This window comes from Variovorax gracilis (assembly GCF_030317115.1).
GTDB lineage: Bacteria > Pseudomonadota > Gammaproteobacteria > Burkholderiales > Burkholderiaceae_C > Variovorax > Variovorax gracilis.
Genome location: NZ_JASZYF010000004.1, coordinates 359,215 through 379,744, shown reverse-complemented (window position 1 = coordinate 379,744; position 20,530 = coordinate 359,215). Strand labels below are relative to the sequence as shown.

Genomic DNA, 20,530 nt, shown 5'->3' with positions numbered 1-20,530 from the left:
TCAGTGTCCTCCCGTGCCGAGGTAGGCCTCGATCACCTTTTCATTCCGCTGCACGTCCGCGGGCGTGCCTTCCGCAATCTGCTTGCCGTAGTCCAGGACCGTCACGCGGTCGCACAGGCCCATCACGAGCTTCACATCGTGCTCGATCAGCAGGATGGTGCGATCGTCCTTGCGGATGCGGTCGATCAGTTCGCGAAGGAGCACCTTCTCGGTGGCGTTCATGCCGGCCGCGGGCTCGTCGAGCGCGATGAGTTGGGGGTCGGTCGCCAGGGCGCGTGCGATTTCGAGACGGCGCTGGTCGCCGTAGCTAAGCGTTCGCGCCTTGTAGTCTGCAAACTTGCCGATACCGACGTAGTCGAGCAATTCATGCGCACGCTCGGCGATCGCGGCTTCCTCGGCCTTGAAGCCGCCGGTACGGAAGATCGCCCCGAAAACGCCCGAATGCGTGCGGATGTGGCGCCCGACCATCACGTTCTCGAGTGCGGTCATTTCCGAGAAGAGCCGGATGTTCTGGAACGTGCGTGCGATGCCGGCCTTGGCGACTTCGTGGACTGCTGTCGGCTGGTAGGGCTTGCCGGCCAGTTCGAAGGTGCCGCTGTCAGGCGTATAGAGGCCCGTGATGACGTTGAAGAAGGTGGTCTTGCCGGCGCCGTTGGGGCCGATCAATCCGTAGACCTGACCGCGCTGGATTTTGATGCCGACATCGGACAGCGCTTGCAGGCCGCCGAAGCGCTTGGAGATGCCGTGAACGTTGAGGATGGTTTCAGTCATTGTCGTGCTCTCCTCGCTCACGGATTGATCGACATGGGACGCGACGCGGCACCCGGCACTTCATCGGCCGGAGCCTCGATGCCCGGCGCGGCGGCCGGCATGCCGGAAGCGGGAGCAGTCCCCTTGCGCGCCAGTGACTTGCCGTGCTCCGGCGAAGGCCAGAGGCCTCGCGGACGCACCAGCATGATGATGATCATCGCCAGTGCAATGAACAACTGGCGCAGGATCGAGGCGTCCAGGCGACCGTCGGTCATGGCCTGCAGCGGCCCAGCCACGTAACGCAGCACCTCGGGCAGCGCGGCCAGCAGAACCGCGCCCAGAATCACGCCGGGCAAGTGGCCGATGCCGCCCAGCACCACCATCGCGACGATCATCACCGACTCCATCAGGCTGAAGGACTCGGGGGAAACGAAGCCCTGGAACGACGCGAACATCGCTCCGGAGACGCCGCCGAAGCTCGCGCCCATGCCGAAGGCCAGCAGCTTCATGTTGCGGGTGTTGATGCCCATGGCCTTGGCGGCGATCTCGTCTTCGCGGATCGCCATCCAGGCGCGGCCGATGCGCGACACCTGCAGGCGATGCGAAATGATGATGGTGAAGATCACCAGCGCCAGGAACAGGTAGTAGTAAAGGGTCACCGAGGAGATGGTGAAACCGTCGAACTTCAACGGCTTGCCCAGGTTCAGACCCCAGAAATGGATCGGGTCGATGGCAGTGATGCCCTTCGGTCCATTGGTGAGGTTGATCGGGTGGTCCAGGTTGTTCAGGAACACGCGGATGATTTCGCCGAAGCCGAGCGTCACGATTGCCAGGTAGTCGCCGCGCAGCTTGAGCGTTGGCGCGCCCAGTAATGCGCCGAACAGCGCCGCCAGTCCGAGCGCCGCCGGGATCACCAGCAAGAGCGAGCTGTGCAGCCCGTTCGGGAACATGGCCTTGACGGCCGGGAATGTGTCGGTCAGGTGAGGCGACCCGAGAAGCGCATACAGGTACGCGCCGATCGCAAAGAACGCGACGTAGCCGAGGTCTAGCAGGCCTGCATAGCCCACCACGATGTTGAGGCCCAGCGCCAGCATTACGTAGAGCAATGCGATGTCCGCGATGCGGACCCAGGCGTTGCCCTGGCTTTGCAGCAGCAGCGGCAGCACCAGCAGGGCAACCGCGCCGAGCACGAAGAAGACGATGTTCTTGCTGTTCTTCATGGTGCGCTCCTCAAGCCCGGTCCGCCACACGTTCGCCGAGCAGGCCCGAGGGCCGCAGCGTCAGCATGATGATCAGAACGATGAACGCGAAGATGTCGCTGTAGTGGCTGCCCAGCACATCGCCCGTCAGTGCGCCGATGTAGCCCGAGCCGATGGCTTCGATCAACCCCAGCAGGATGCCGCCGACCACCGCACCGGCCAGGTTGCCGATGCCGCCGAACACAGCCGCCGTGAAGGCCTTCAGGCCGGGAATGAAGCCCATCGCGTGCTGCGCGATGCCGTAGTTGGACGCATACATCACGCCGGCCACCGCGGCGAGCACGGCACCGATGATGAACGTTGCCGAAATGACCATGTCGGGGCGGATGCCCATCAGCGCCGCGACGCGCGGGTTCTCGGCGGTGGCGCGCATCGCGCGGCCGAGCTTGGTGTAGTTGACCAGCCAGGTCAGGATGGCCAGGCAGATCGCCGTGACGCTCAAGATCATGACCTGCGTCGGCGAGATCACCGCGCCGCCCACATGGATGGGCGTCGTCGGCAGCAGGTTCGGATAGGCCTTGTTGGTGGGCTTCCAGATGATCATCGCGAGCGTCTGAAGCAGGATGGACATGCCGATCGCGGTGATCAGGGGCGCCAGCTTCGGGCTGTTCCGCAGCGGCCGGTAGGCCACTTTCTCGATGACGAAATTGAGCGTCGCGGCGACCACGCAGGCAATGAGCAGGGCAATGATCAGGATGATCCAGCCCGGCGTGCCCGGCATCGACTCCTGCATGAGCCCGATGATGGTCCAACTGGTGAGCGCTCCGACCATGAGCACTTCACCGTGTGCGAAATTGATGAGATTGATAATGCCGTACACCATGGTATAGCCCAAGGCTATCAAGGCGTACATGCTGCCTAGAACCAGACCGTTGATGATCTGCTGCAGCAAGGTGTCCATATCGAGAGCTCCCTAATTTTGTGGCAGCACCCTTGAGAGGTGCCTCGACCCGGCGTACCGGATTGACGCCTTGGTTTCACTTAGCAAAAAACCCGCCAGCATGTGACGACGGCGGGTTTGTGGGCGGGATTGTAGTCACGCCCGGATGCCAATCTGGTGCGTTTTGCGGCGGGGTTTTCCCGCTGGCGTCCAGGGGAAGGCAGGCGTGGGAAATCGACCTGTTTCTAACCTGAAACTTCTTGGTTTCGTTTTCGCAGCTCGCGTAGCTTTTCCGCAATGCGGATCTCCAGGCCGCGCTCCACGGGTCGGTAGAAGGGCGGCGGGTGGAGACCTTCGGGCATGTAGCTCTCTCCCGCCGCGAATCCGCCCTCCTCGTCATGGGCGTAGCGGTAGCCCTTTCCATAGTCGAGCTGCTTCATGAGCTTGGTCGGCGCATTGCGCAGATGCATCGGCACCGGGCGCGTGCCGTCTGACTTGATGAAGGCACGGACCTCGTTGTAGGCCTTGTAGACCGCATTCGACTTCGGTGCGATCGCGAGGTACACCACGCACTCGGCCAGCGCCAGCTCGCCTTCGGGCGAACCGAGCCTCTCGTACACCTCTGCGGCATCCAGAGCAAGGCGCAGCGCGCGGGGGTCGGCCAATCCGATGTCCTCGCTGGCCATGCGCACCAATCGGCGTGCCATGTAGCGCGGGTCGGCGCCGCCGTCGAGCATGCGCACGAACCAATAGAGCGAGGCATCCGGATCGCTGCCGCGCACCGATTTGTGCAGCGCGGAGATCGTGTCGTAGAACTGCTCGCCGCCCTTGTCGTAGCGCCGCATGCGTTCACCGAGAACACGCAGCAGCCACTCGTCCGTGATGTTGTCCAGCTTCTCCGCGCGCGCTGCGACCGCCAGCGTTTCAAGGGTGTTGAGGAGTCGCCTGGCGTCGCCGTCGGCGTAGGCCACGAGGCGGTCCACGGCCTTCGCATCGATGGCCGGCACGGCCTGGATGTCCTGCGCGCGCGCCACGATCTGCTTGAGATCGTCCTCGCCCAGTGGCTGCAGCACATAGACCGCAGCCCGGGACAGCAGCGCCGAGTTCACTTCAAACGAAGGGTTCTCGGTGGTCGCGCCAATGAACGTGAAGAGTCCGGACTCCACATGTGGCAGGAACGCGTCCTGCTGGCTCTTGTTGAACCGATGAACCTCGTCGACGAAGACGATGGTGCGGCGTTGCTCGAGACCATCACGTGCTGCGGTCGCGCGATCGACTGCGTCGCGAATGTCCTTCACGCCGCCGAGCACGGCGCTGATGCTCAGGAACTGCGCGTCGAACGCGTCGGCCATGAGGCGCGCTATGGTGGTCTTGCCCACGCCGGGTGGCCCCCAGAGGATGCAGGAGTGCGGCTGGCCCGACTCGAAGGCAATGCGCAGTGGCATGCCAGGGCCCAGCAGGTGTTGTTGGCCGATGACCGCGCCCAGGTTCTTGGGTCGCAGGCGTTCGGCGAGGGGTTGGTGAGTGGAGGTAGCCATCGGAAGCGCGTAGTGTCGCCCAGCATCCTAAGTCGCGCGCGACAAGCCCTTGACATGGAGCCCGGTGCGGCCGAAGGTGATCGCATGCGTCAAGCCAAGGAACTCCCCGCAAGCTTCAAGGACTACGAGGCTGGCAAGCACCGGCGCTATGGCCTGCTTTTCTCTGTGAACGGCGGCGCATTTGCCATTGCAAAGCTCTTTGCCGACACCAAGGCCGCCGCGGTGCTCGGCGCGCTGACGCTGCAGCACCTGTCCGTCGGCATGATCCTGTTCACGGTGCTCATGACCGTGGACATCTTCCTGTTCGGCCGGAATCTTCGCAGTACGCTCCCACCCGACGCGTTCGAGGGCGACGGCAACACGGTGGCGATCTTCGGCATGCCGGGCCAGTGCGTCCTGGCATTGACCGGCTTGCTGATCTGCGCCGGCTGGTACCTGGTGGCCTGGGGCTAGCCGCTTGGAAGCGCCGACGCTATTGGCGGACCACGTCGGCGCCAGCCGGCGTCTTGAACACGAAGGTGCTGGCGGGGAGCGCCGGATTGACCTCGACCTTGCTGAACTTCAGCACTGAACTTTGGCCAAAACTGTCCAGGATTTCCAGCGAGGCCAGGGCCTCGCCCTGGAAACCGATCTGCACGCTCTGCAGTTGCCCGTCCTTGTTCTTGGGACTCGCCTTGACCCATTGGAGGCCATCGCGCTCCGGCGCAGCTTCAAGGGTGAAATCGGCTTGCAAGGCACGCAGATCGGGCGCCGCGGCAATCAGCGCTGCGGGCGTCGAACCGAGCGCCTGTGCCTGCTTGCGCTGGGTGACCTGGTTCAAGTCGGCGTCGTAGAGCCACAGCGTCTGGCCATCGGCAACGATGGTCTGGACGAACGGCTTCTTGTAGTCGAACCTGAATTTCCCAGGCCGCTGGAATTCGAAGGTGCCCGTCGACACCTTCGCACGCGAGGTCTGTCCATCCTTGGGCGGCGAAGTCACGGTCTGCGTGAACTCGGCGCGGCCCGACTTCACCGATTTGACGAACGCCTCGAGGCTTTCCATTCCGCCAGCCCAGACCCCGCTCATCCCCAGGGCAAGCAAGCCGCCCACGATCAACTTCTTCATTGCCATCTCGATTTCTCCGTCGCCGGCAAAGCCAGGCCCGTTCACTCCGTCCGCGCTGGCACGAGGATCTCGCGCTGGCCACTGCCGCTCATCGCGCTGACCAAGCCGGCGTTCTCCATGTCCTCGACCAGGCGAGCGGCGCGGTTGTAGCCGATCTTCAGGTGACGCTGCACCAGCGAAATGCTCGCCTTGCGGTTCTTGAGCACCACTTCGACCGCCTGGTCGTACATCGGGTCCTTTTCACCACCATCACCACCGCCTTCACCGAGCAAGTCGCCGTCACCGTCAACGGTACCGCCTTCGAGCACCCCTTCGATGTAGTCCGGTTCCCCTTGAGACTTGAGGTAGGCCACCACGCGGTGCACTTCCTCGTCGCTCACGAAGGCGCCGTGCACGCGGACCGGCAGGCCGGTGCCGCTCGGCATGTAGAGCATGTCACCCATGCCCAGCAGCGCCTCGGCGCCCATCTGGTCCAGGATGGTTCGCGAGTCGATCTTGCTCGACACCTGGAAGGCAATGCGGGTCGGGATGTTGGCCTTGATGAGGCCCGTGATCACATCCACGCTCGGGCGCTGCGTCGCCAGGATCAGGTGGATGCCGGCCGCGCGCGCCTTCTGCGCGAGGCGGGCGATCAGTTCTTCGATCTTCTTGCCGACGACCATCATCAGGTCGGCGAGTTCGTCGATGACCACGACGATGTGCGGCTCGCGCGCCAGCGGCTCGGGGCTGTCGGGCGTAAGGCTGAAGGGGTTGTAGATGAACTCCTCGCGTGCCTTCGCTTCGTCGATCTTGGTGTTGTAGCCCGCCAGGTTTCGAACGCCCAGCTTGCTCATGAGCTTGTAGCGGCGCTCCATCTCGGCCACGCACCAGTTGAGGCCGTGGGCTGCCTGGCGCATGTCGGTCACGACCGGTGCCAGCAGGTGCGGGATGCCCTCGTAGACCGACATTTCCAGCATCTTCGGGTCGATCATCAGCAGGCGGACATCGCGCGCCTCAGCCTTGTAGAGAAGGCTCAGGATCATGGCGTTGATACCGACCGACTTGCCCGAACCCGTGGTGCCGGCCACCAACACGTGCGGCATCTTGGCCAGATCGGCCACCACCGGATTGCCGACGATGTCCTTGCCGAGGCCCATCGTGAGCATCGACTTGCCTTCGTTATAGACCTGCGAGCCGAGGATTTCGCTGAGCTTGATCGATTGGCGCTTGGCGTTCGGCAGTTCGAGCGCCATGTAATTCTTGCCGGGAATCGTCTCGACCACGCGGATCGACACCAGCGACAGCGAGCGCGCCAGGTCCTTCGCGAGATTGACGATCTGCGAGCCCTTCACGCCCGTGGCCGGTTCGATCTCGTAGCGCGTGATCACCGGGCCCGGCGAAGCAAGCACGACACGCACCTCGACGCCGAAGTCCTTCAGCTTTTTCTCGATCAGGCGCGATGTCATCTCCAGCGTGTCGGCCGAGACGGTTTCCTGCCGCGCCTGCGCGGCATCGAGGAGATCGACTTGCGGCAGCTTGCTGTCGGGCAGTTCGCGGAACAGGGGCTTCTGGCGTTCCTTGGCGACTCGATCGCTGCGCGGCACTTCGGCGAGGGCAGGTTCGATCTGCACCGGCGGCGAAGGAGCCTTGCGCTTGGCGCGCGGGACGATGCGGAGTTCCTCGTCCGACGCCTCCAGCGATCCGTGGTCGGTGGACGCCAGTTCTTCGCGTTCGCGCACGGCCTGCTTGCCCATGGCGATATCCTGAGCGATCTCCCGCTTCTCGCGGCGGGACTCGAAAAGGGAATACAGACGCGAGCCGATGCGCTCGGCGATCTGGCCCCATGAAAATCGAAACACGAGCGCCGAGCCGATCACGCCGGCCGCAATGGCAATCAGTGCCGATCCGGTGAAGCCCATCCATTTAACGCTGGCTGGTCCGACGAGATAGCCGAGTATTCCGCCGCCGTGCCCCGGCAAGCGAAATTCGAGACGGTAGAGACGCGACCATTCGAGCATCGCACTGGCGCACAGAAGCAGGATCAAGCCGAACCAGAAGGCCAGGCGGCTGCGATTGAACGGCCCGCGGGGGGTCTGCTCGGCCGAGTTGGCTTCGCCGCCGCGCATCCATCCGGCCAGCGACGAAAGCCAGACGCGAAGACCGGCCGCCAGGCACCACCAGACCGAGTACCCGGCCAGGAAGTAGCTCGCATCCGCAAGCCAGGCGCCGATGCGGCCGCCCCAGTTCTTGACCTCTCCGCCCGTGCCCGAGGTCGACCAGGCGGCATCGGAGGGCGTGAAGCTCAGCATCGAAAGCAGCCAGAACAACAGGGCGACGAAGCCGGCAATCAGGGTGATCTCGTGCGCGAAGCGCATGGCGCGAAGACGCACCGGCGGCGCTTCGTTCGACGAAGACGATTGAAGGGTGTTGAGCGAATAAGTCATGAACGGCACAACGACCGGTCCGCAGCAGCGGGCCGGTGGTCCAGAAAAACTACAACGAAGAACATCGCAGCCGCGTTGTCAGGGCCGGCAATGAAAGGGCCAGTGCGCAGCGGTGCGCCCGGCCGGATGGTCAAGTGAGCGATGAGAGTCGTTCCTTGACGATCATCGAACCATCCGGCTGGGTCTGCACGAACCCACGCTCCTCGAGATCCTTCATGACGCGGCTCACCATCTCGCGCGACGCACCGACCATCTTGGCCAGATCCTGACGCGAAATCTTGTCGCGCACCTTGAGGTTGCCGGCCCCGTCATCGACCGCGAACTCCAGCAGCGAGCGCGCCACGCGTCCGTAGACGTCCATCAGCGCCAGCGACTCGATCTTGCGGTCTGCGTGCCGCAGGCGCGCAACGAGGCCCCGCATGATGTTGTAGGACATCGAGGAGTTTTCAGGCAGGCAGCGCGCAAAGGCTTCGCGGCCAAGCATGAGCACGTCCGTCTGGATTTCGGTGCGCACGGTCGCCGAATGCGGTTCGTCGTCGATCATGCTCATCTCGCCAACGTAGTCGCCGGGATGCAGCGTCGCGAGAATGACCTCGCGACCGCGGCTGTCGGTGCTCATGACGCGGGCGCGGCCGGTCAGAATTATGTAGAGGGCATCTGACTTCTTGCCTTGTTCGACGACGACCTCGGCGCGCTTGAAGCGCTTTTTGACAATCGCATCGGCAATGCTTGCAGACTGCGTTGGCGTCAGCGCAGCGAACAACGGCACGCGACGAAGCAATTCAAGATTGGACAGCATCGACATTCATCAATCCCCGGATTCCGCGCGATTTTCAAATCCATGGATTAATACAATCGCGCGCATTGAAAACAGCCCCCGCCCGGTCTTGAACCGAACGGTGATACTCCATATCTATCACCCTGAAAATGTACACGCTGCCGCAGCGTCAATCCTAGGTTTTCTACTCATGTCCTCCCCACGCCACGCGAAGGTTCTCATTCTTGGCTCCGGTCCCGCCGGCTACACGGCCGCAGTCTACGCGGCCCGCGCCAACCTCGAACCCATGCTCATCACCGGTATCGCCCAGGGCGGCCAACTCATGACCACGACCGAAGTCGACAACTGGCCGGCCGACGTCCACGGCGTGCAGGGGCCCGACCTCATGCAGCGCTTCCTCGAGCACGCCGAACGCTTCAAGACCCAGATCGTCTTCGATCACATCAACAAGGTCGACCTCAGCAAGCGCCCGTTCACGCTCACCGGTGACACCGACACCTACACCTGTGATGCACTGGTGATCGCCACCGGCGCATCGGCCAAGTACCTGGGCCTGGATTCCGAACAGCACTTCATGGGTCGCGGCGTCTCGGGCTGCGCGACTTGCGACGGCTTCTTCTACCGCGACCAGGAAGTCTGCGTGATCGGCGGAGGCAATACCGCGGTCGAGGAAGCACTGTATCTCTCGAACATCGCCAGCAAGGTCACGCTCGTGCATCGCCGCGACAAGTTCCGGGCCGAGCCGATCCTGATCGACAAGCTCCATGAAAAGGCCGCCGAGGGCAAGATCGAGATCAAGATCCACAACACCCTGGACGAAGTCCTGGGCGACGACTCCGGCGTAACCGGCATCCGGCTGAAGAATACGCAGACAGGTGCGACCGAGCAGTTGGACCTGAAAGGCTGCTTCATCGCCATCGGACATCATCCGAACACAGACATCTTCCAGGGCCAGGTCGACATGAAGGACGGCTACATCGTCACCCGTTCGGGGCTGCAGGGTTTCGCGACCATGACGAGCGTGCCCGGCGTATTCGCAGCAGGCGACGTGCAGGACCACGTCTACCGCCAGGCCATCACCAGCGCCGGTACCGGCTGCATGGCGGCCCTCGACGCACAGCGTTTCCTGGAGCAGGACGGCACGCTCTGAACCGCCAGGCGGTGAAAAGGCTATAATCCAAGGCTTTGCCGAATCTACCCCTCCATCTTGGAGCCGGGTTCCTGCGGCAAGCCGGGGTACCGCCACCCGTTTCTGGCGAGGTCAAGCTGCAAACCACCCCGCAATCTCATTGCGCCAGGTGCCAGCTGTTCAAGAAAGAGTGTCCCCATGGCACGCGTATGCGAAGTAACGGGCAAAGGCCCGATGGTCGGAAACAATGTTTCCCACGCCAACAACAAAACCAAGCGCCGGTTCCTGCCGAACCTGCAATACCGTCGTTTCTGGGTCGAAACGGAAAACCGTTGGGTTCGCCTGCGTGTTTCGAGCGCTGCCCTGCGCCTGATCGACAAGAACGGCATCGACGCCGTGCTCGCAGACCTGCGCGCACGCGGCCAAGCTTAAGGAGCTGAATCATGGCAACGAGCAAAGGCGGACGCGAAAAGATCAAGCTGGAATCCACCGCGGGTACCGGCCACTTCTACACGACCAGCAAGAACAAGAAGACGATGCCTGAAAAGATGTCGATCATGAAGTTCGACCCCAAGGCACGCAAGCACGTCGAATACAAGGAAATCAAGCTGAAGTAATTCGGCCCGGTTCTCCAAGACGCCAAAAAACCCGCTGTGACCCAGCGGGTTTTTTGTTGCCCGCGTTTCCGCAAGGCTCGCCGCGGACGCAAAAAAGCCGGCTCATGAGCCGGCTTTTTGTGTTGCCAGGGAAAGAAGGACCCAAGCGTCAGGAGCGAGCCGCGCGCAGACGCGTCGAGAACTCGCGCAGGCCTGCGATACCACTGGCCTCCGCCCGATGGCACCACGCGGCCAGATCGGCAGCCAGTTGCTCGCGGGACTGCGAGGTGTTGAGCCACATCTGGCGCAACTCTTCGCGCATCGTCACCATCTTGTCGAGCACCGGATGCGCGGCACGTGCCTGCACCAACTGCGAACGCGCAGCAGCAGGCACCTTGTCGTCGTCACGGTGCAGCCAGCGCTTGGAAGCCTTGAGAACCGACAAGTCCGCACCCTTGGCTTTCAGTTGGGCGAGTTCATCGCGCGTGGCACGGCGCATTTCGCGGGCGTAACCGGCCATCACTTCGTAGCGATTGGCAATCAGGGCCTCGAGCGTGTTCTCGTTGGCGACAGGCACCACATCGCCCATTTGCAGCTTCGGCGGCAGCTTCTTGACCTTGGCCCAGCCGATCTTCTGCATCAGGCTGATATAGACCCAGCCGATGTCGAACTCGTACTTCTTGACCGAGAACTTGGCCGACGTGGGATAGGTGTGATGGTTGTTGTGCAGCTCTTCACCACCAATGATGATCCCCCAGGGAATCAGGTTAGTGCTGGCGTCAGTGGCTTCGAAGTTGCGGTAGCCCCAGAAGTGACCGATGCCGTTGACGACGCCGGCGGCCCAGAACGGAATCCACAGCATCTGGACAGCCCAGACCGTCAGGCCCAAGCCGCCGAACAGGGCAACGTTGATGATCAGCATCAGGCCAACGCCTTGCCAGCTGAAGCGCGAATACAGGTTGCGCTCGATCCAGTCATTGGGCGTGCCGTGGCCGAAACGCTCCATCGTTTCCTTGTTTTTCGATTCCTTGCGGTACAGCTCCGCGCCGCGCCACATGACTTCGTCGATGCCCTTGACTTGCGGGCTGTGCGGGTCTTCCTCGGTTTCGCACTTGGCGTGGTGCTTGCGGTGGATGGCCACCCACTCTTTCGTCACCATGCCGGTGCCGAGCCACAGCCAGAAGCGGAAGAAATGCGACGGGATCGGGCCCAGATCCATGGCCCGGTGCGTCTGCGTCCGGTGCAGGAAGATCGTGACTGCCGCGATCGTGATGTGCGTGGTGACGAGCGTGTACAGCACGACTTGCCACCACGTGAGGTCCCACAAGCCGTGTCCGAGCCAGTCGATGGCCGCGCTCAGGACGGCAGAGTCAGGAAGCAACATTGAGTTCGGTACTCCATGGCCACACGAAGGTGCAGCCTTCAGGTAATCCGCGATTTTAAAGGTTTGACCCTTAAAAGGGGGCTAAATCCTTGATATATCGCAAGTTTTCGAACTCTTTGGAGCTTCGTCCCTACTTCCGGTTCCATACCGCAGCAAAGAAGCCGTCAGTCGCATGGCGATGCGGCCAGAGCCGCAGGTAGCGCCTGCCGCCCTCGCCGCCCGCGCAAAGCGCCTCTGCGCCGGGGACTTTCAGGCCTTCCAGCACGTCTGCCGCATCCGCTGCCTCGAAATCCGGATTGGCCGCGCCGAAAGCCTCGGCAATCGCCTCGTTTTCCTCCGGCAGCACGCTGCAGGTCGCGTAAACCAACCGCCCGCCGGATTTCACCAGGCGAGAGGCACTCTGCAGGATTGCGGTCTGTTTGGCAGTGAGTTCCAGGACCGATTGAGACGACTGGCGCCACTTCAGGTCGGGATTGCGCCTCAGCGTACCGAGGCCCGAACAAGGCGCGTCCACCAGCACCCGGTCGATCTTGCCGGCAAGCCGCTTGATGCGGTCGTCGCGCTCGTGGGCGATGGCCGCGGGGTGAACATTCGACAACTTGCTGCGAGCAAGCCTTGGCTTGAGGGCGTCGAGACGGTGCGCCGAGGTGTCGAAAGCGTAGAGACGGCCGGTATTGCGCATCGTGGCGCCGATAGCCAGCGTCTTTCCTCCGGCGCCGGCGCAAAAATCGACCACCATCTCGCCACGCTTGGCGTCAAGCAGCAGGGCCAGCAGTTGGGAGCCCTCGTCCTGCACCTCGACCGCGCCACGAGCGAACGCGTCGAGCTTGGTAAGTGCCGGCTTTCCGTCAATCCGAAGCCCCCAGGGCGAGAACGGCGTGGGAACGGCCTTGATGGAGGCCAGGGCCAACTCCTTTTGCACTTCAGGCCGCTTGTCGGTGAGCGCATTGACGCGCAGGTCAAGCGGCGCCGGCTGCTGCAGGCTTTCCACCAGCGGCCAGAACTGGTCGCCCAGTTGCGCCTTGAGCGGCGCGACCAGCCATTCAGGCAGGTTGTGGCGGTGGCGTTCGAGCAGATCGTCCTGCTTGACGGCGTCGCAGTTGTCGAGCCAGCGCTTTTCGGTGTCGTTGAGCGCACTCTTCAGGAAGTCGCGAGGGCCGTGGAAGCCGAGGATCGCCATCCGACGCTCTTTCGGGCCGCTGCCCGACGGGGAAAGATGGTCGAAGAGCAGCTTCTTGCGCAACACGGTGTAGACCGTCTCGGCCAGCGTGGCGCGCTCGCGCGGCCCCAGTTCGCGATGGTCGCGGAAAAAGCGGGAAACGACCTGATCGGCCGGGTGATCGAATTTCAGGACGAGGCCGACCAGGTCGGCGCTGGCCTCGAGAAGGGCTTTGGGGTGCATCCCCCATTGTCTCAGCCGCCGGCCGACCCTAGATGGCGGTGCGCGTCCAGATCGGCTCGAAGGCCTGGCGCTCGATTTCGGCGAGCGTGGGCGAATGCCCCGCCCAAAGCACCAGCACGGCGCCGGGAAGGCTCAGGGTGTGCTCCAGTTGCCGGCAAAGATTCCAGCGCTCCTCATCGGCAAGCATGGGCAACTCCAGGAACACCACGTAGGCGCGCCGCCACGGGAATTCGCGCAGGTTCTTGCGAACCACCCACGCCCGGGAAATCGCGCTGCAGCGCACCAGGTCCGCGCGCAGTTCGCCCAACTCGAACTCGCTGAGGTCATGGCGGGCGATCTGGCTGAAGTAGGGCGTCGCGGTGATTTCCTCCCACGCGCGCTGCTCGGCCTCTTCCGCCGTTTTCGCCCGTTCGCGCCAGAGCCTGAGCGCTCGCTCGTCGTGCGCGCCGGTATCTGGGTCCTCGAGCAGCGAGACCGCGGTCTTGGCGGCCCACCAGCGGCTGGCCGTGCTCGATTCGTGCAGTTTCTCCAGCACCTCAATGCGCGCCGTCCGATCCTTGGCCGGCAGCATCTGTGCGAGACCTCGCAATGCGCCGGGGTGATTCGCGGTCATCTCCAATGCGCGTTCGTAGATGCCGCGCACGTCCGCCGCCGCATCGACGCGGCGCGAACAATCGGCCCACTCGACCATTTCGTCGGCGTTGTTGCGCCCGGCACTGGCCGCCAGCGCACCGACCCGTTCGCGTACGCGCACAAGGTACGCGTGATGCTGCTTCCAGTCATTCGCATGGGCCCGGCGCCATTCCGCATCGAAATGGGCCGTCCACTTCGGCGCATCCGCCAGAAGGGCGAGCGCCGATTTCTCCGACCATGAGGGCAATGCCGCCTTTTCCTCGAGCGCTTCCAGCCGGTCGCGCAGCACGGGGTGAGTGTCATCGACGTCGCTGACGCTGCGCAGCGCACTGCGCAGTGCGGTGCGCGCAAAGTCGACATCGACAGGAGCACAGAGTCTCTGCGCCATGGCCGTGAAGGGCCCGATGGGCAACGGCTCATCGACGGCGCGCGACCAGTGGGACGGCCAGAATTCCTCCGCGTACCAGGAGCCCTTGACCGCGATCTCGGTCAGCGCGCCGGCAACGACGCGCGTGCCGAGAAGACGCGCGGCGACCCGATCAGCCTCGTACTCATCCTGCCGCGCGAGCGCGAAGGTCTTGGCGGCAAAGCGCGGAAAGTACCAGCGAAAAAAGGCTTGCGATGCGAACGCCATCACACCGTCGTCGCGCTGGAAGCTCGCATCCAACTTGAGCCATGAAAGACGGGTTCGGTAGATCCAGGCACTCAGCTTTCCGTGGTTGCCCCGCAGATGGCCGTACTCGTGCGCCAGCACCGACAGCAGGCGGCGCCGGTCGAGTGCCATGAGAAGCGGAAGCCCCACGCTGAGGTGGTTGACCGCTCCGCCGAAAAGGCCGAAGCGCGGCAACTGGCGGATGCTGGCGTTGAAATCGCTGTCGAGATAGACGCGGTGGACTGGCGGCCCGTCGATCTTGGCGCGGATCCGGTCAAGTGCCTCGAACAGCGCGGGCGCGTCCTCGCGCTCCAGCGCGACCCCTTCGGGTTCGTCGAAGCGAACCCAGAGCGCACGCAGCGTGGCCCACAGCAGGCCAAGCGCAAAAAGCAGGAGCCAGCCCCGTGCCACGCTGAATCGAGTTCCCTGTCCCAGCGAGACCACGACCCAGGCGATGATGCCGACCGCCAACGCCAGGCAAGCGATCACCCACAGATAGCCCAATGCGGCAAAGGCGGCCACTCCGCGCCGGTAGCCTGTGCTGTCGTCCGCACTGGCATGCTCGCTCAGCCGCACGAGATGAACAAAGTCCGCGCGATCCATCCCGACCTTTCACCCTAATGAAGGAAAAACCCAAAGTGACAGACGACGACCTTCCGCCCCTGATCGAAACGCCGCCCGGCCGCTACCGCCACTACAAGGGCGGCGAGTACGAAGTGCTCGGCACGGTGCGCCATAGCGAAACGCTCGAGCCGATGACCCTCTACCGGGCGCTCTACGGCCAGGGCGGGTTGTGGGTAAGACCCGCGGCGATGTTCGGGGAGACCGTGGAGGTGGGAGGCTCGTCACAGTTGCGCTTCGTCAAACTCGACTAGAAGTATCGAAGCGCAGATTGTGTCAGTTTGTTTCCAAGAGCCATGCAGCAATGGCTTGCGGGTAAACCCTATGTTCCTGCGCCAAAACGCGCGCTGCGAGGCGTTCTTCAGTGTCATCGGCCATGACGGGCACGGCCGCTTGCGCAAGGATGGGCCCGTGGTCGAGTTCGACGGTGACCTCGTGCACGGTCACTCCGGCCACGCGGCAACCCGCCTCGATGGCGCGCCGATGGGTGTTCAGCCCCGGAAAGGCAGGCAGGAGTGAAGGATGAATGTTGAGAAGCCGACGCTCATAGCGCTTCACGAAGCCGGGCGTCAGGATCCGCATGAATCCCGCGAGCACCACCAGCGTCGGCGAATACGCGTCGATGGCGTGGGCCAACGCCGCATCAAAGTCTTCTCGCGTCGAAAAGTCCTTGTGCGAGACCACTGCGGTCGCGATGCCGTGCTCGCGTGCGATCGCCAGCCCCTGTGCGTCCGCCTTGTTGCTGATGACCGCTGCGACGTGCGCACCGAAGCGCGCAGCCCATCGCTCTTTGTCGGCAGCCCGGACGATGGCAGCCATGTTCGAGCCGCTGCCGGAGATCAGGATCACAATGTTTTTCATGGGACGCGGGATTATCTGTGCTCGTTTCCCCGAGGCCGGGTTTGTCGCCGCGCGGACACCTTGAACTAGCACGACCGTGCTAAAACTGCCCATTCCGAAGACAGGCCGCAACCGCGACAGTCGATCAACACAGCGAGGCACGCATGGATTTGAGCTTCACGCCCGAAGAACAGAAGTTCCGCGAAGAGATTCGCGCCTGGGTCAAAGAGAACCTTCCCGCAGAAATTTCCCACAAGGTGCACAACGCACTCGAACTCACGCGCGACGATCTGCAGCGCTGGGCCAAGATCCTGGGCAAGAAGGGCTGGTTGGGCTACGGCTGGCCCAAGGAATTCGGCGGCCCCGGCTGGACGGCGGTCGAAAAGCACCTGTTCGAGGAAGAAGCTGCACTGGCCGGCGCACCACGGATCATCCCCTTTGGCCCGGTAATGGTCGCCCCGGTCATCATGGCCTACGGCAACGCCGAGCAGCAGAAGCGCTTCCTCCCCGGGATCGCCAGCGGCGAAGTCTGGTGGAGCCAGGGCTACAGCGAACCGGGCTCCGGTTCCGACCTGGCCTCGGTCAAGACCAAAGCCGAGCGCAAGGGCGACAAGTTCATCGTCAACGGTCAGAAGACCTGGACCACACTCGGCCAGTACGGCGAATGGATTTTCTGCCTGGTGCGCACCAGCAATGAAGGCAAGCCCCAGACAGGCATCAGCTTTCTGCTGATCGACATGAAATCACCCGGCGTCACCGTGCGTCCGATCAAGCTGCTCGACGGCGGCCACGAAGTCAACGAAGTCTGGTTCGACAACGTCGAAGTGCCCGCCGAGAACCTCATCGGCGAAGAGAACAAGGGCTGGACCTACGCGAAGCACCTGCTCTCTCACGAACGGACCAACATCGCCGACGTGAACCGCGCCAAGCGCGAGCTGGAGCGTCTCAAGCGCCTCGCGAAGAGCGAAGGCGTCTGGGAAGACCAGCGCTTCCGCGACGAGATCGCCAAGCTGGAGATCGACGTTGTCGCGCTCGAGATGCTGGTGCTGCGCGTGCTCTCCGCCGCCACCTCGGGCAAGAACTCGCTCGATATCGCCGGCCTGCTGAAAATCAAGGGCAGCGAGATCCAGCAGCGCTATTCAGAACTCATGATGCTCGCCGGCGGCCCCTACTCCCTGCCGCTGGTCCGCGAGGCGATGGAAGCAGGCTGGCAAGGCAACTTCCCGGGCGGTCATCCGCAACTGGCTCCGCTGTCGTCCACCTACTTCAACATGCGCAAGACCACCATCTACGGCGGCAGCAACGAAGTCCAACGCAACATCGTCGCCCAGACGGTCTTGGGCTGAGCGCAGGCAAACAAGGATCAAGCAATGGACTTCAATTTCAGCGACGACCAGCAACAACTTCGCGACGCGGTCGCCAAATGGGTCGAAAAGGGCTACGGCTTCGAGCGCCGCCAGGCTACCGAGGCGGCAGGCGGCTTCTCCCGTGAAGCTTGGGACGAACTGGCCGAACTCGGCCTGGGCGGCCTGTACATCCCGGAAGACGAGGGCGGTCTGGGCATGGGACCCGTCGAAGGCATGGTCGTGATGGAAGAGCTCGGCCGCGGCATCGTGCTCGAGCCGCTTGCGCAATCCTTCATCGCGGGCGCGGTGCTGGCCGGCCATGCCGACGAGGACACCAAGGACAACTGGCTGCCGCGCATCGCCGGCGGACAGGCGATGGTGGTGCTCGCCTACCAGGAACGCAAGGCGCGCTACCGCCTCGACGTGTGCGAAGCCAGCGCGGCGAAGGCCGGCGACGGCTGGGCGTTGAGCGGCACCAAGAGCCTCGTCCCAGCCGGTGACGAGGCGGATGCCTTCATCGTTCCCGCGCAGGTGGACGGCAAGATCGCCCTCTTCCTCGTGGAGCGCGCCGCCGACGGCGTCGCCGCTCGCGGCTACGGCACGCAGGACGGCAGCCGCGCGGCCGAAGTGGTTTTCGACAAGGCGGCCGCCACGCTCGTCAGCCTCGATGGACTCCCGGCACTCGAACATGCCGTCGACATCGGCATCGCCGCGACCTGCGCGGAAGCCGTGGGCGTGATGGACAAGACGCTCGCGATCACCGTCGAGTACATGAACACACGCAAGCAGTTCGGCGTGGCTATCGCGACCTTCCAGGCGCTGCGCCACCGCGTCGCCGACATGAAGATGCAGCTCGAACTCGCGCGTTCGATGAGCTACTACGCGAGCCTGAAGCTCAACGCACCGGCCGCGGAGCGTCGCCAGGCGCTGGCCCGCGCGAAGTACCAGTTGGGCGTCTCGATGCGCTTCGTCGGGCAGCAGGCCGTGCAACTGCACGGCGGCATCGGCGTGACCGACGAGTACATCGTGAGTCACTACTTCAAGAAGCTGACGCAACTGGAAATGACCTTCGGCGACACCCTGCACCACCTGGGCGAGGTGTCGGCGCGCATGCAGGACACCGCTGGGGTCTTCGCCTGACGTCGACCCGCAGTCGCTTCCGATAGCACGCAACGCCCGTCGGCCTCAAGCTGACGGGCGTTTCTCTTTAGACGGAATTTGCAATGCACACTCGCCGCCATTTGATTGCCATTGGCCTCGCCACCACCATGCTCGCAGCCTGCACCACAGCACCCCTGACCCAGGAGCGTCCCCCGATCGTGTTCATGCATGGGAACGGCGATTCGGCAGCGCTGTGGCAGACGACGATCTGGCGCTTCGAGTCCAACGGCTGGCCGCGTGAGCGGCTCTTCGCGGTCGACCAGCCCTTTCCACTGGCTCGCGACGACGACACGGTCGCCCAGCCGGGACGCAGTTCGACCGCCGAATCGATGGCTTTCCTGAAAGTGCAAGTCGACCACGTGCTCAAGTCCACCGGTGCGAGCAAGGTCATCCTGATCGGCAATTCGCGTGGCGGCAACACCATCCGCAACTACGTGCAGAACGGTGGCGGCGACCAGGTCGTGAGCCACGTGGTGCTGGGCGGGAACCCCGCGCATGGCATCTGGGCGGTAAAAGGCCTGCGCGAGCGCAGCGAGTTCTCGGGGCTGAGCCCGTTCATGCAGCAACTCAATGCGCCCAAGAACGGCAATGGAGACGAGGTCACGCCCGGCGTGAAGTGGCTGACCCTTCGCTCGGACAACAACGACAAGTACGCGCAGCCTGACGGCATCTGGATCGGCGCCAAGGGCACGGCGACCCACATCGGCTTCGACGGGCCGGCGCTCAAGGGCGCGACCAATGTGGTGCTGCCGCGTGTCGACCACCGCGAGACCTCTTTCTCGCCAGCCGCCTTCGATGCCACCTGGCGCTTCCTGACCGGCGAAGCCCCGCGCACGCTCCAACCGGCGCCCGAATCGCAGATCGTCCTGTCGGGCAAGGTCACCGGCCTCGGCCTCGATTCACTCGATCAGGCCAGCGGCGCGTTCGTCAACAACCTGCCGCTGACCGGAGGTCGCCTGGCAGTCTTCGCCGTGGACACCGCGACCGGGACGCGGCGCGGCCCGCCGGCTTGGGAGCAGACCATTGCACAGGACGGGCACTGGGGGCCGTTCGCGGCGCAATCGAACACGTCCTACGAATTCGTCCTGAGCGCGCCTGGCTACGCCACCACGCATATCTATCGCAGCCCCTTTCCACGCTCCAGCGGCGTGGTCCAGCTTCGGCCCGAGCGCATTGCCGAGGCGGATCGCGATGCCCGCGCGCTGGTGATCCTCACCCGGCCTCGCGGCTACTTCGACGCCGAACGCGACACCATGCGCTTCGACGGTCAGACCGCTTTGCCGGGCGTCCCGCCCAAGGGATCGGGCGTCTCGAGCTCGAAGATCAAGCTCCCGAGCGACGCGCCCCGCGCCGTGGAGTCCGAATTCAACGGGGAGCGCGTGACCGGTCAGGCCTGGCCCGCCACGCAAGGCGAAGTCAGCGTGCTGGAACTGACCTACTGAGCCGCGACTACCCGTGCAGCCGCGAACTCTGCGGCAGGTGGGCCATCAAGAACTCCATCTGGTCTGCCAGGATCCGGCGGTTGCGCAAGATGAAGTCCTCCCACAGGCTGGGCACGTAGGGGGCGTACAGCAGGGACATGCCGGCTTGCTCGGGAGTGCGGCTGCTCTTGCGGTGGTTGCAGGGCCGGCAGGCCGTGACCACGTTCATCCAGGTGTCGATGCCCTTCTGCGCGAACGGGATGATGTGCTCGCGCGTCAGTTCTTCCTCGTGGAAATGGCCGCCGCAATAGGCGCAGACATTCCGGTCGCGCGCAAACAGCTTGCTGTTGGTGAGCCCGGGCCGCTGGGTGAAGGGATTGATGCGCGGCACGCCCTTGGTGCCGATGATGCTGTTGATGGCAATCTGCGACTGCTGGCCGGTGACGGCGTTGTGACCGCCCCTGAACACCGCGACCTGCGCGCCCACCTCCCAGCGAACCTCGTCGGAGGCATAGTGGATCACCGCTTGTTCGAGCGAAATCCACGATTGGGGCAGCCCTTGGGCCGACAGCTTCAAGACCTTCACCACACGCCTCCTCGAGAAAAGAGAAC

The 20,530-nt window shown here is 63.8% G+C and carries 20 protein-coding genes; 8 read left to right on the top strand and 12 right to left on the bottom strand.

Annotation, left to right across the window (positions count from 1 at the left end):
- The 4 genes from QTH97_RS11645 to QTH97_RS11630 all read right to left on the bottom strand — a co-directional run bounded on the left by QTH97_RS11645 (nt 1) and on the right by QTH97_RS11630 (nt 4,427).
- Nucleotides 1-771 (bottom strand): ABC transporter ATP-binding protein, encoded by a 771-nt coding sequence (locus tag QTH97_RS11645; protein ID WP_286568292.1) that lies wholly within the window; start codon nt 769-771, stop codon nt 1-3.
- 17 nt (nt 772-788) lie between these two features.
- Nucleotides 789-1,970 (bottom strand): branched-chain amino acid ABC transporter permease, encoded by a 1,182-nt coding sequence (locus QTH97_RS11640; RefSeq protein ID WP_286568291.1) that lies wholly within the window; start codon nt 1,968-1,970, stop codon nt 789-791.
- 10 nt (nt 1,971-1,980) lie between these two features.
- Complete coding sequence (locus QTH97_RS11635; protein ID WP_286568290.1) at nt 1,981-2,910, bottom strand: branched-chain amino acid ABC transporter permease; 930 nt, start codon at nt 2,908-2,910, stop codon at nt 1,981-1,983.
- Nucleotides 2,911-3,134: 224 nt separating this feature from the next.
- Nucleotides 3,135-4,427, bottom strand: coding sequence for a replication-associated recombination protein A (locus QTH97_RS11630; RefSeq protein ID WP_286568289.1), 1,293 nt, complete (start codon nt 4,425-4,427; stop codon nt 3,135-3,137).
- An 84-nt stretch (nt 4,428-4,511) separates the two neighbouring features.
- Between QTH97_RS11630 and QTH97_RS11625 the strand changes: the two genes are divergently transcribed.
- Nucleotides 4,512-4,880: a hypothetical protein gene (locus QTH97_RS11625; protein WP_286568288.1), complete on the top strand. Its 369-nt coding sequence runs from the start codon at nt 4,512-4,514 to the stop codon at nt 4,878-4,880.
- 19 nt (nt 4,881-4,899) lie between these two features.
- On the opposite strand, the gene lolA is transcribed toward QTH97_RS11625, so the two are convergent.
- The 3 genes from lolA to QTH97_RS11610 all read right to left on the bottom strand — a co-directional run bounded on the left by lolA (nt 4,900) and on the right by QTH97_RS11610 (nt 8,760).
- Nucleotides 4,900-5,532, bottom strand: coding sequence for an outer membrane lipoprotein periplasmic chaperone LolA (lolA, locus tag QTH97_RS11620; protein ID WP_444813419.1), 633 nt, complete (start codon nt 5,530-5,532; stop codon nt 4,900-4,902).
- A 41-nt stretch (nt 5,533-5,573) separates the two neighbouring features.
- On the bottom strand, nt 5,574-7,955 hold the full coding sequence (locus QTH97_RS11615; protein ID WP_286568286.1) for a DNA translocase FtsK: 2,382 nt from the start codon (nt 7,953-7,955) through the stop codon (nt 5,574-5,576).
- 130 nt (nt 7,956-8,085) lie between these two features.
- Nucleotides 8,086-8,760 carry a Crp/Fnr family transcriptional regulator gene (locus QTH97_RS11610; protein ID WP_286568285.1) on the bottom strand — a complete coding sequence of 225 codons (675 nt, stop codon included), beginning with the start codon at nt 8,758-8,760 and terminating at the stop codon, nt 8,086-8,088.
- A 163-nt stretch (nt 8,761-8,923) separates the two neighbouring features.
- On the opposite strand from QTH97_RS11610, the gene trxB reads away from it, so the two are divergent.
- From trxB to rpmG, 3 genes are all read left to right on the top strand, one after another.
- On the top strand, nt 8,924-9,883 hold the full coding sequence (gene trxB / locus QTH97_RS11605; RefSeq protein ID WP_286568284.1) for a thioredoxin-disulfide reductase: 960 nt from the start codon (nt 8,924-8,926) through the stop codon (nt 9,881-9,883).
- A 177-nt stretch (nt 9,884-10,060) separates the two neighbouring features.
- A complete protein-coding gene (rpmB, locus tag QTH97_RS11600) occupies nt 10,061-10,294 on the top strand; it encodes a 50S ribosomal protein L28 (RefSeq protein WP_028251282.1) in 234 nt (77 codons plus the stop codon).
- Between the two features lie 11 nt (nt 10,295-10,305).
- Nucleotides 10,306-10,479: a 50S ribosomal protein L33 gene (gene rpmG, locus QTH97_RS11595; RefSeq protein WP_007830291.1), complete on the top strand. Its 174-nt coding sequence runs from the start codon at nt 10,306-10,308 to the stop codon at nt 10,477-10,479.
- A gap of 148 nt (nt 10,480-10,627) precedes the next feature.
- On the opposite strand, the gene QTH97_RS11590 is transcribed toward rpmG, so the two are convergent.
- The 3 genes from QTH97_RS11590 to QTH97_RS11580 all read right to left on the bottom strand — a co-directional run bounded on the left by QTH97_RS11590 (nt 10,628) and on the right by QTH97_RS11580 (nt 15,132).
- A complete protein-coding gene (locus QTH97_RS11590) occupies nt 10,628-11,842 on the bottom strand; it encodes a DesA family fatty acid desaturase (protein WP_286568283.1) in 1,215 nt (404 codons plus the stop codon).
- Between the two features lie 130 nt (nt 11,843-11,972).
- On the bottom strand, nt 11,973-13,244 hold the full coding sequence (locus QTH97_RS11585) for an RsmB/NOP family class I SAM-dependent RNA methyltransferase (RefSeq protein ID WP_286568282.1): 1,272 nt from the start codon (nt 13,242-13,244) through the stop codon (nt 11,973-11,975).
- A gap of 28 nt (nt 13,245-13,272) precedes the next feature.
- A complete protein-coding gene (locus QTH97_RS11580; protein ID WP_286568281.1) occupies nt 13,273-15,132 on the bottom strand; it encodes a M48 family metallopeptidase in 1,860 nt (619 codons plus the stop codon).
- Nucleotides 15,133-15,167: 35 nt separating this feature from the next.
- Here QTH97_RS11580 and QTH97_RS11575 point away from each other — a divergent pair, with 35 nt between their 5' ends.
- Nucleotides 15,168-15,404, top strand: a complete 237-nt coding sequence (locus QTH97_RS11575; protein WP_286568280.1) for a DUF1653 domain-containing protein — start codon at nt 15,168-15,170, stop codon at nt 15,402-15,404.
- A gap of 22 nt (nt 15,405-15,426) precedes the next feature.
- Here the strand turns inward: QTH97_RS11575 and purN are convergent, their stop codons facing one another.
- Nucleotides 15,427-16,011 (bottom strand): phosphoribosylglycinamide formyltransferase, encoded by a 585-nt coding sequence (gene purN, locus QTH97_RS11570; protein WP_286568322.1) that lies wholly within the window; start codon nt 16,009-16,011, stop codon nt 15,427-15,429.
- A gap of 143 nt (nt 16,012-16,154) precedes the next feature.
- Here purN and QTH97_RS11565 point away from each other — a divergent pair, with 143 nt between their 5' ends.
- From QTH97_RS11565 to QTH97_RS11555, 3 genes are all read left to right on the top strand, one after another.
- On the top strand, nt 16,155-17,336 hold the full coding sequence (locus tag QTH97_RS11565; RefSeq protein ID WP_286568279.1) for an acyl-CoA dehydrogenase family protein: 1,182 nt from the start codon (nt 16,155-16,157) through the stop codon (nt 17,334-17,336).
- 24 nt (nt 17,337-17,360) lie between these two features.
- Nucleotides 17,361-18,476, top strand: coding sequence for an acyl-CoA dehydrogenase family protein (locus tag QTH97_RS11560; RefSeq protein ID WP_286568278.1), 1,116 nt, complete (start codon nt 17,361-17,363; stop codon nt 18,474-18,476).
- Nucleotides 18,477-18,559: 83 nt separating this feature from the next.
- Nucleotides 18,560-19,939, top strand: a complete 1,380-nt coding sequence (locus tag QTH97_RS11555; protein WP_286568277.1) for an alpha/beta fold hydrolase — start codon at nt 18,560-18,562, stop codon at nt 19,937-19,939.
- Nucleotides 19,940-19,946: 7 nt separating this feature from the next.
- Here QTH97_RS11555 and QTH97_RS11550 read toward each other — a convergent pair whose 3' ends face one another.
- Entirely contained in the window at nt 19,947-20,504 is a 558-nt protein-coding gene (locus tag QTH97_RS11550; protein WP_286568276.1) for an HNH endonuclease, read from the bottom strand.
- Nucleotides 20,505-20,530 lie beyond the last annotated feature (26 nt).

Excerpts from the sequence above, each read along its gene's own strand:
- QTH97_RS11645 (WP_286568292.1), bottom strand. The coding sequence starts at position 771 with ATGACTGAAACCATCCTCAACGTTCACGGCATCTCCAAGCGCTTCGGC.
- QTH97_RS11625 (WP_286568288.1), top strand. The coding sequence starts at position 4,512 with ATGCGTCAAGCCAAGGAACTCCCCGCAAGCTTCAAGGACTACGAGGCT.
- QTH97_RS11630 (WP_286568289.1), bottom strand. The coding sequence starts at position 4,427 with ATGGCTACCTCCACTCACCAACCCCTCGCCGAACGCCTGCGACCCAAG.
- QTH97_RS11565 (WP_286568279.1), top strand. The coding sequence starts at position 16,155 with ATGGATTTGAGCTTCACGCCCGAAGAACAGAAGTTCCGCGAAGAGATT.
- rpmG (WP_007830291.1), top strand. The coding sequence starts at position 10,306 with ATGGCAACGAGCAAAGGCGGACGCGAAAAGATCAAGCTGGAATCCACC.
- QTH97_RS11585 (WP_286568282.1), bottom strand. The coding sequence starts at position 13,244 with ATGCACCCCAAAGCCCTTCTCGAGGCCAGCGCCGACCTGGTCGGCCTC.
- lolA (WP_444813419.1), bottom strand. The coding sequence starts at position 5,532 with ATGAAGAAGTTGATCGTGGGCGGCTTGCTTGCCCTGGGGATGAGCGGG.
- QTH97_RS11590 (WP_286568283.1), bottom strand. The coding sequence starts at position 11,842 with ATGTTGCTTCCTGACTCTGCCGTCCTGAGCGCGGCCATCGACTGGCTC.
- QTH97_RS11610 (WP_286568285.1), bottom strand. The coding sequence starts at position 8,760 with ATGTCGATGCTGTCCAATCTTGAATTGCTTCGTCGCGTGCCGTTGTTC.
- QTH97_RS11615 (WP_286568286.1), bottom strand. The coding sequence starts at position 7,955 with ATGACTTATTCGCTCAACACCCTTCAATCGTCTTCGTCGAACGAAGCG.
- QTH97_RS11635 (WP_286568290.1), bottom strand. The coding sequence starts at position 2,910 with ATGGACACCTTGCTGCAGCAGATCATCAACGGTCTGGTTCTAGGCAGC.
- QTH97_RS11560 (WP_286568278.1), top strand. The coding sequence starts at position 17,361 with ATGGACTTCAATTTCAGCGACGACCAGCAACAACTTCGCGACGCGGTC.
- purN (WP_286568322.1), bottom strand. The coding sequence starts at position 16,011 with ATGAAAAACATTGTGATCCTGATCTCCGGCAGCGGCTCGAACATGGCT.
- QTH97_RS11640 (WP_286568291.1), bottom strand. The coding sequence starts at position 1,970 with ATGAAGAACAGCAAGAACATCGTCTTCTTCGTGCTCGGCGCGGTTGCC.
- QTH97_RS11580 (WP_286568281.1), bottom strand. The coding sequence starts at position 15,132 with ATGGATCGCGCGGACTTTGTTCATCTCGTGCGGCTGAGCGAGCATGCC.
- trxB (WP_286568284.1), top strand. The coding sequence starts at position 8,924 with ATGTCCTCCCCACGCCACGCGAAGGTTCTCATTCTTGGCTCCGGTCCC.
- QTH97_RS11555 (WP_286568277.1), top strand. The coding sequence starts at position 18,560 with ATGCACACTCGCCGCCATTTGATTGCCATTGGCCTCGCCACCACCATG.
- rpmB (WP_028251282.1), top strand. The coding sequence starts at position 10,061 with ATGGCACGCGTATGCGAAGTAACGGGCAAAGGCCCGATGGTCGGAAAC.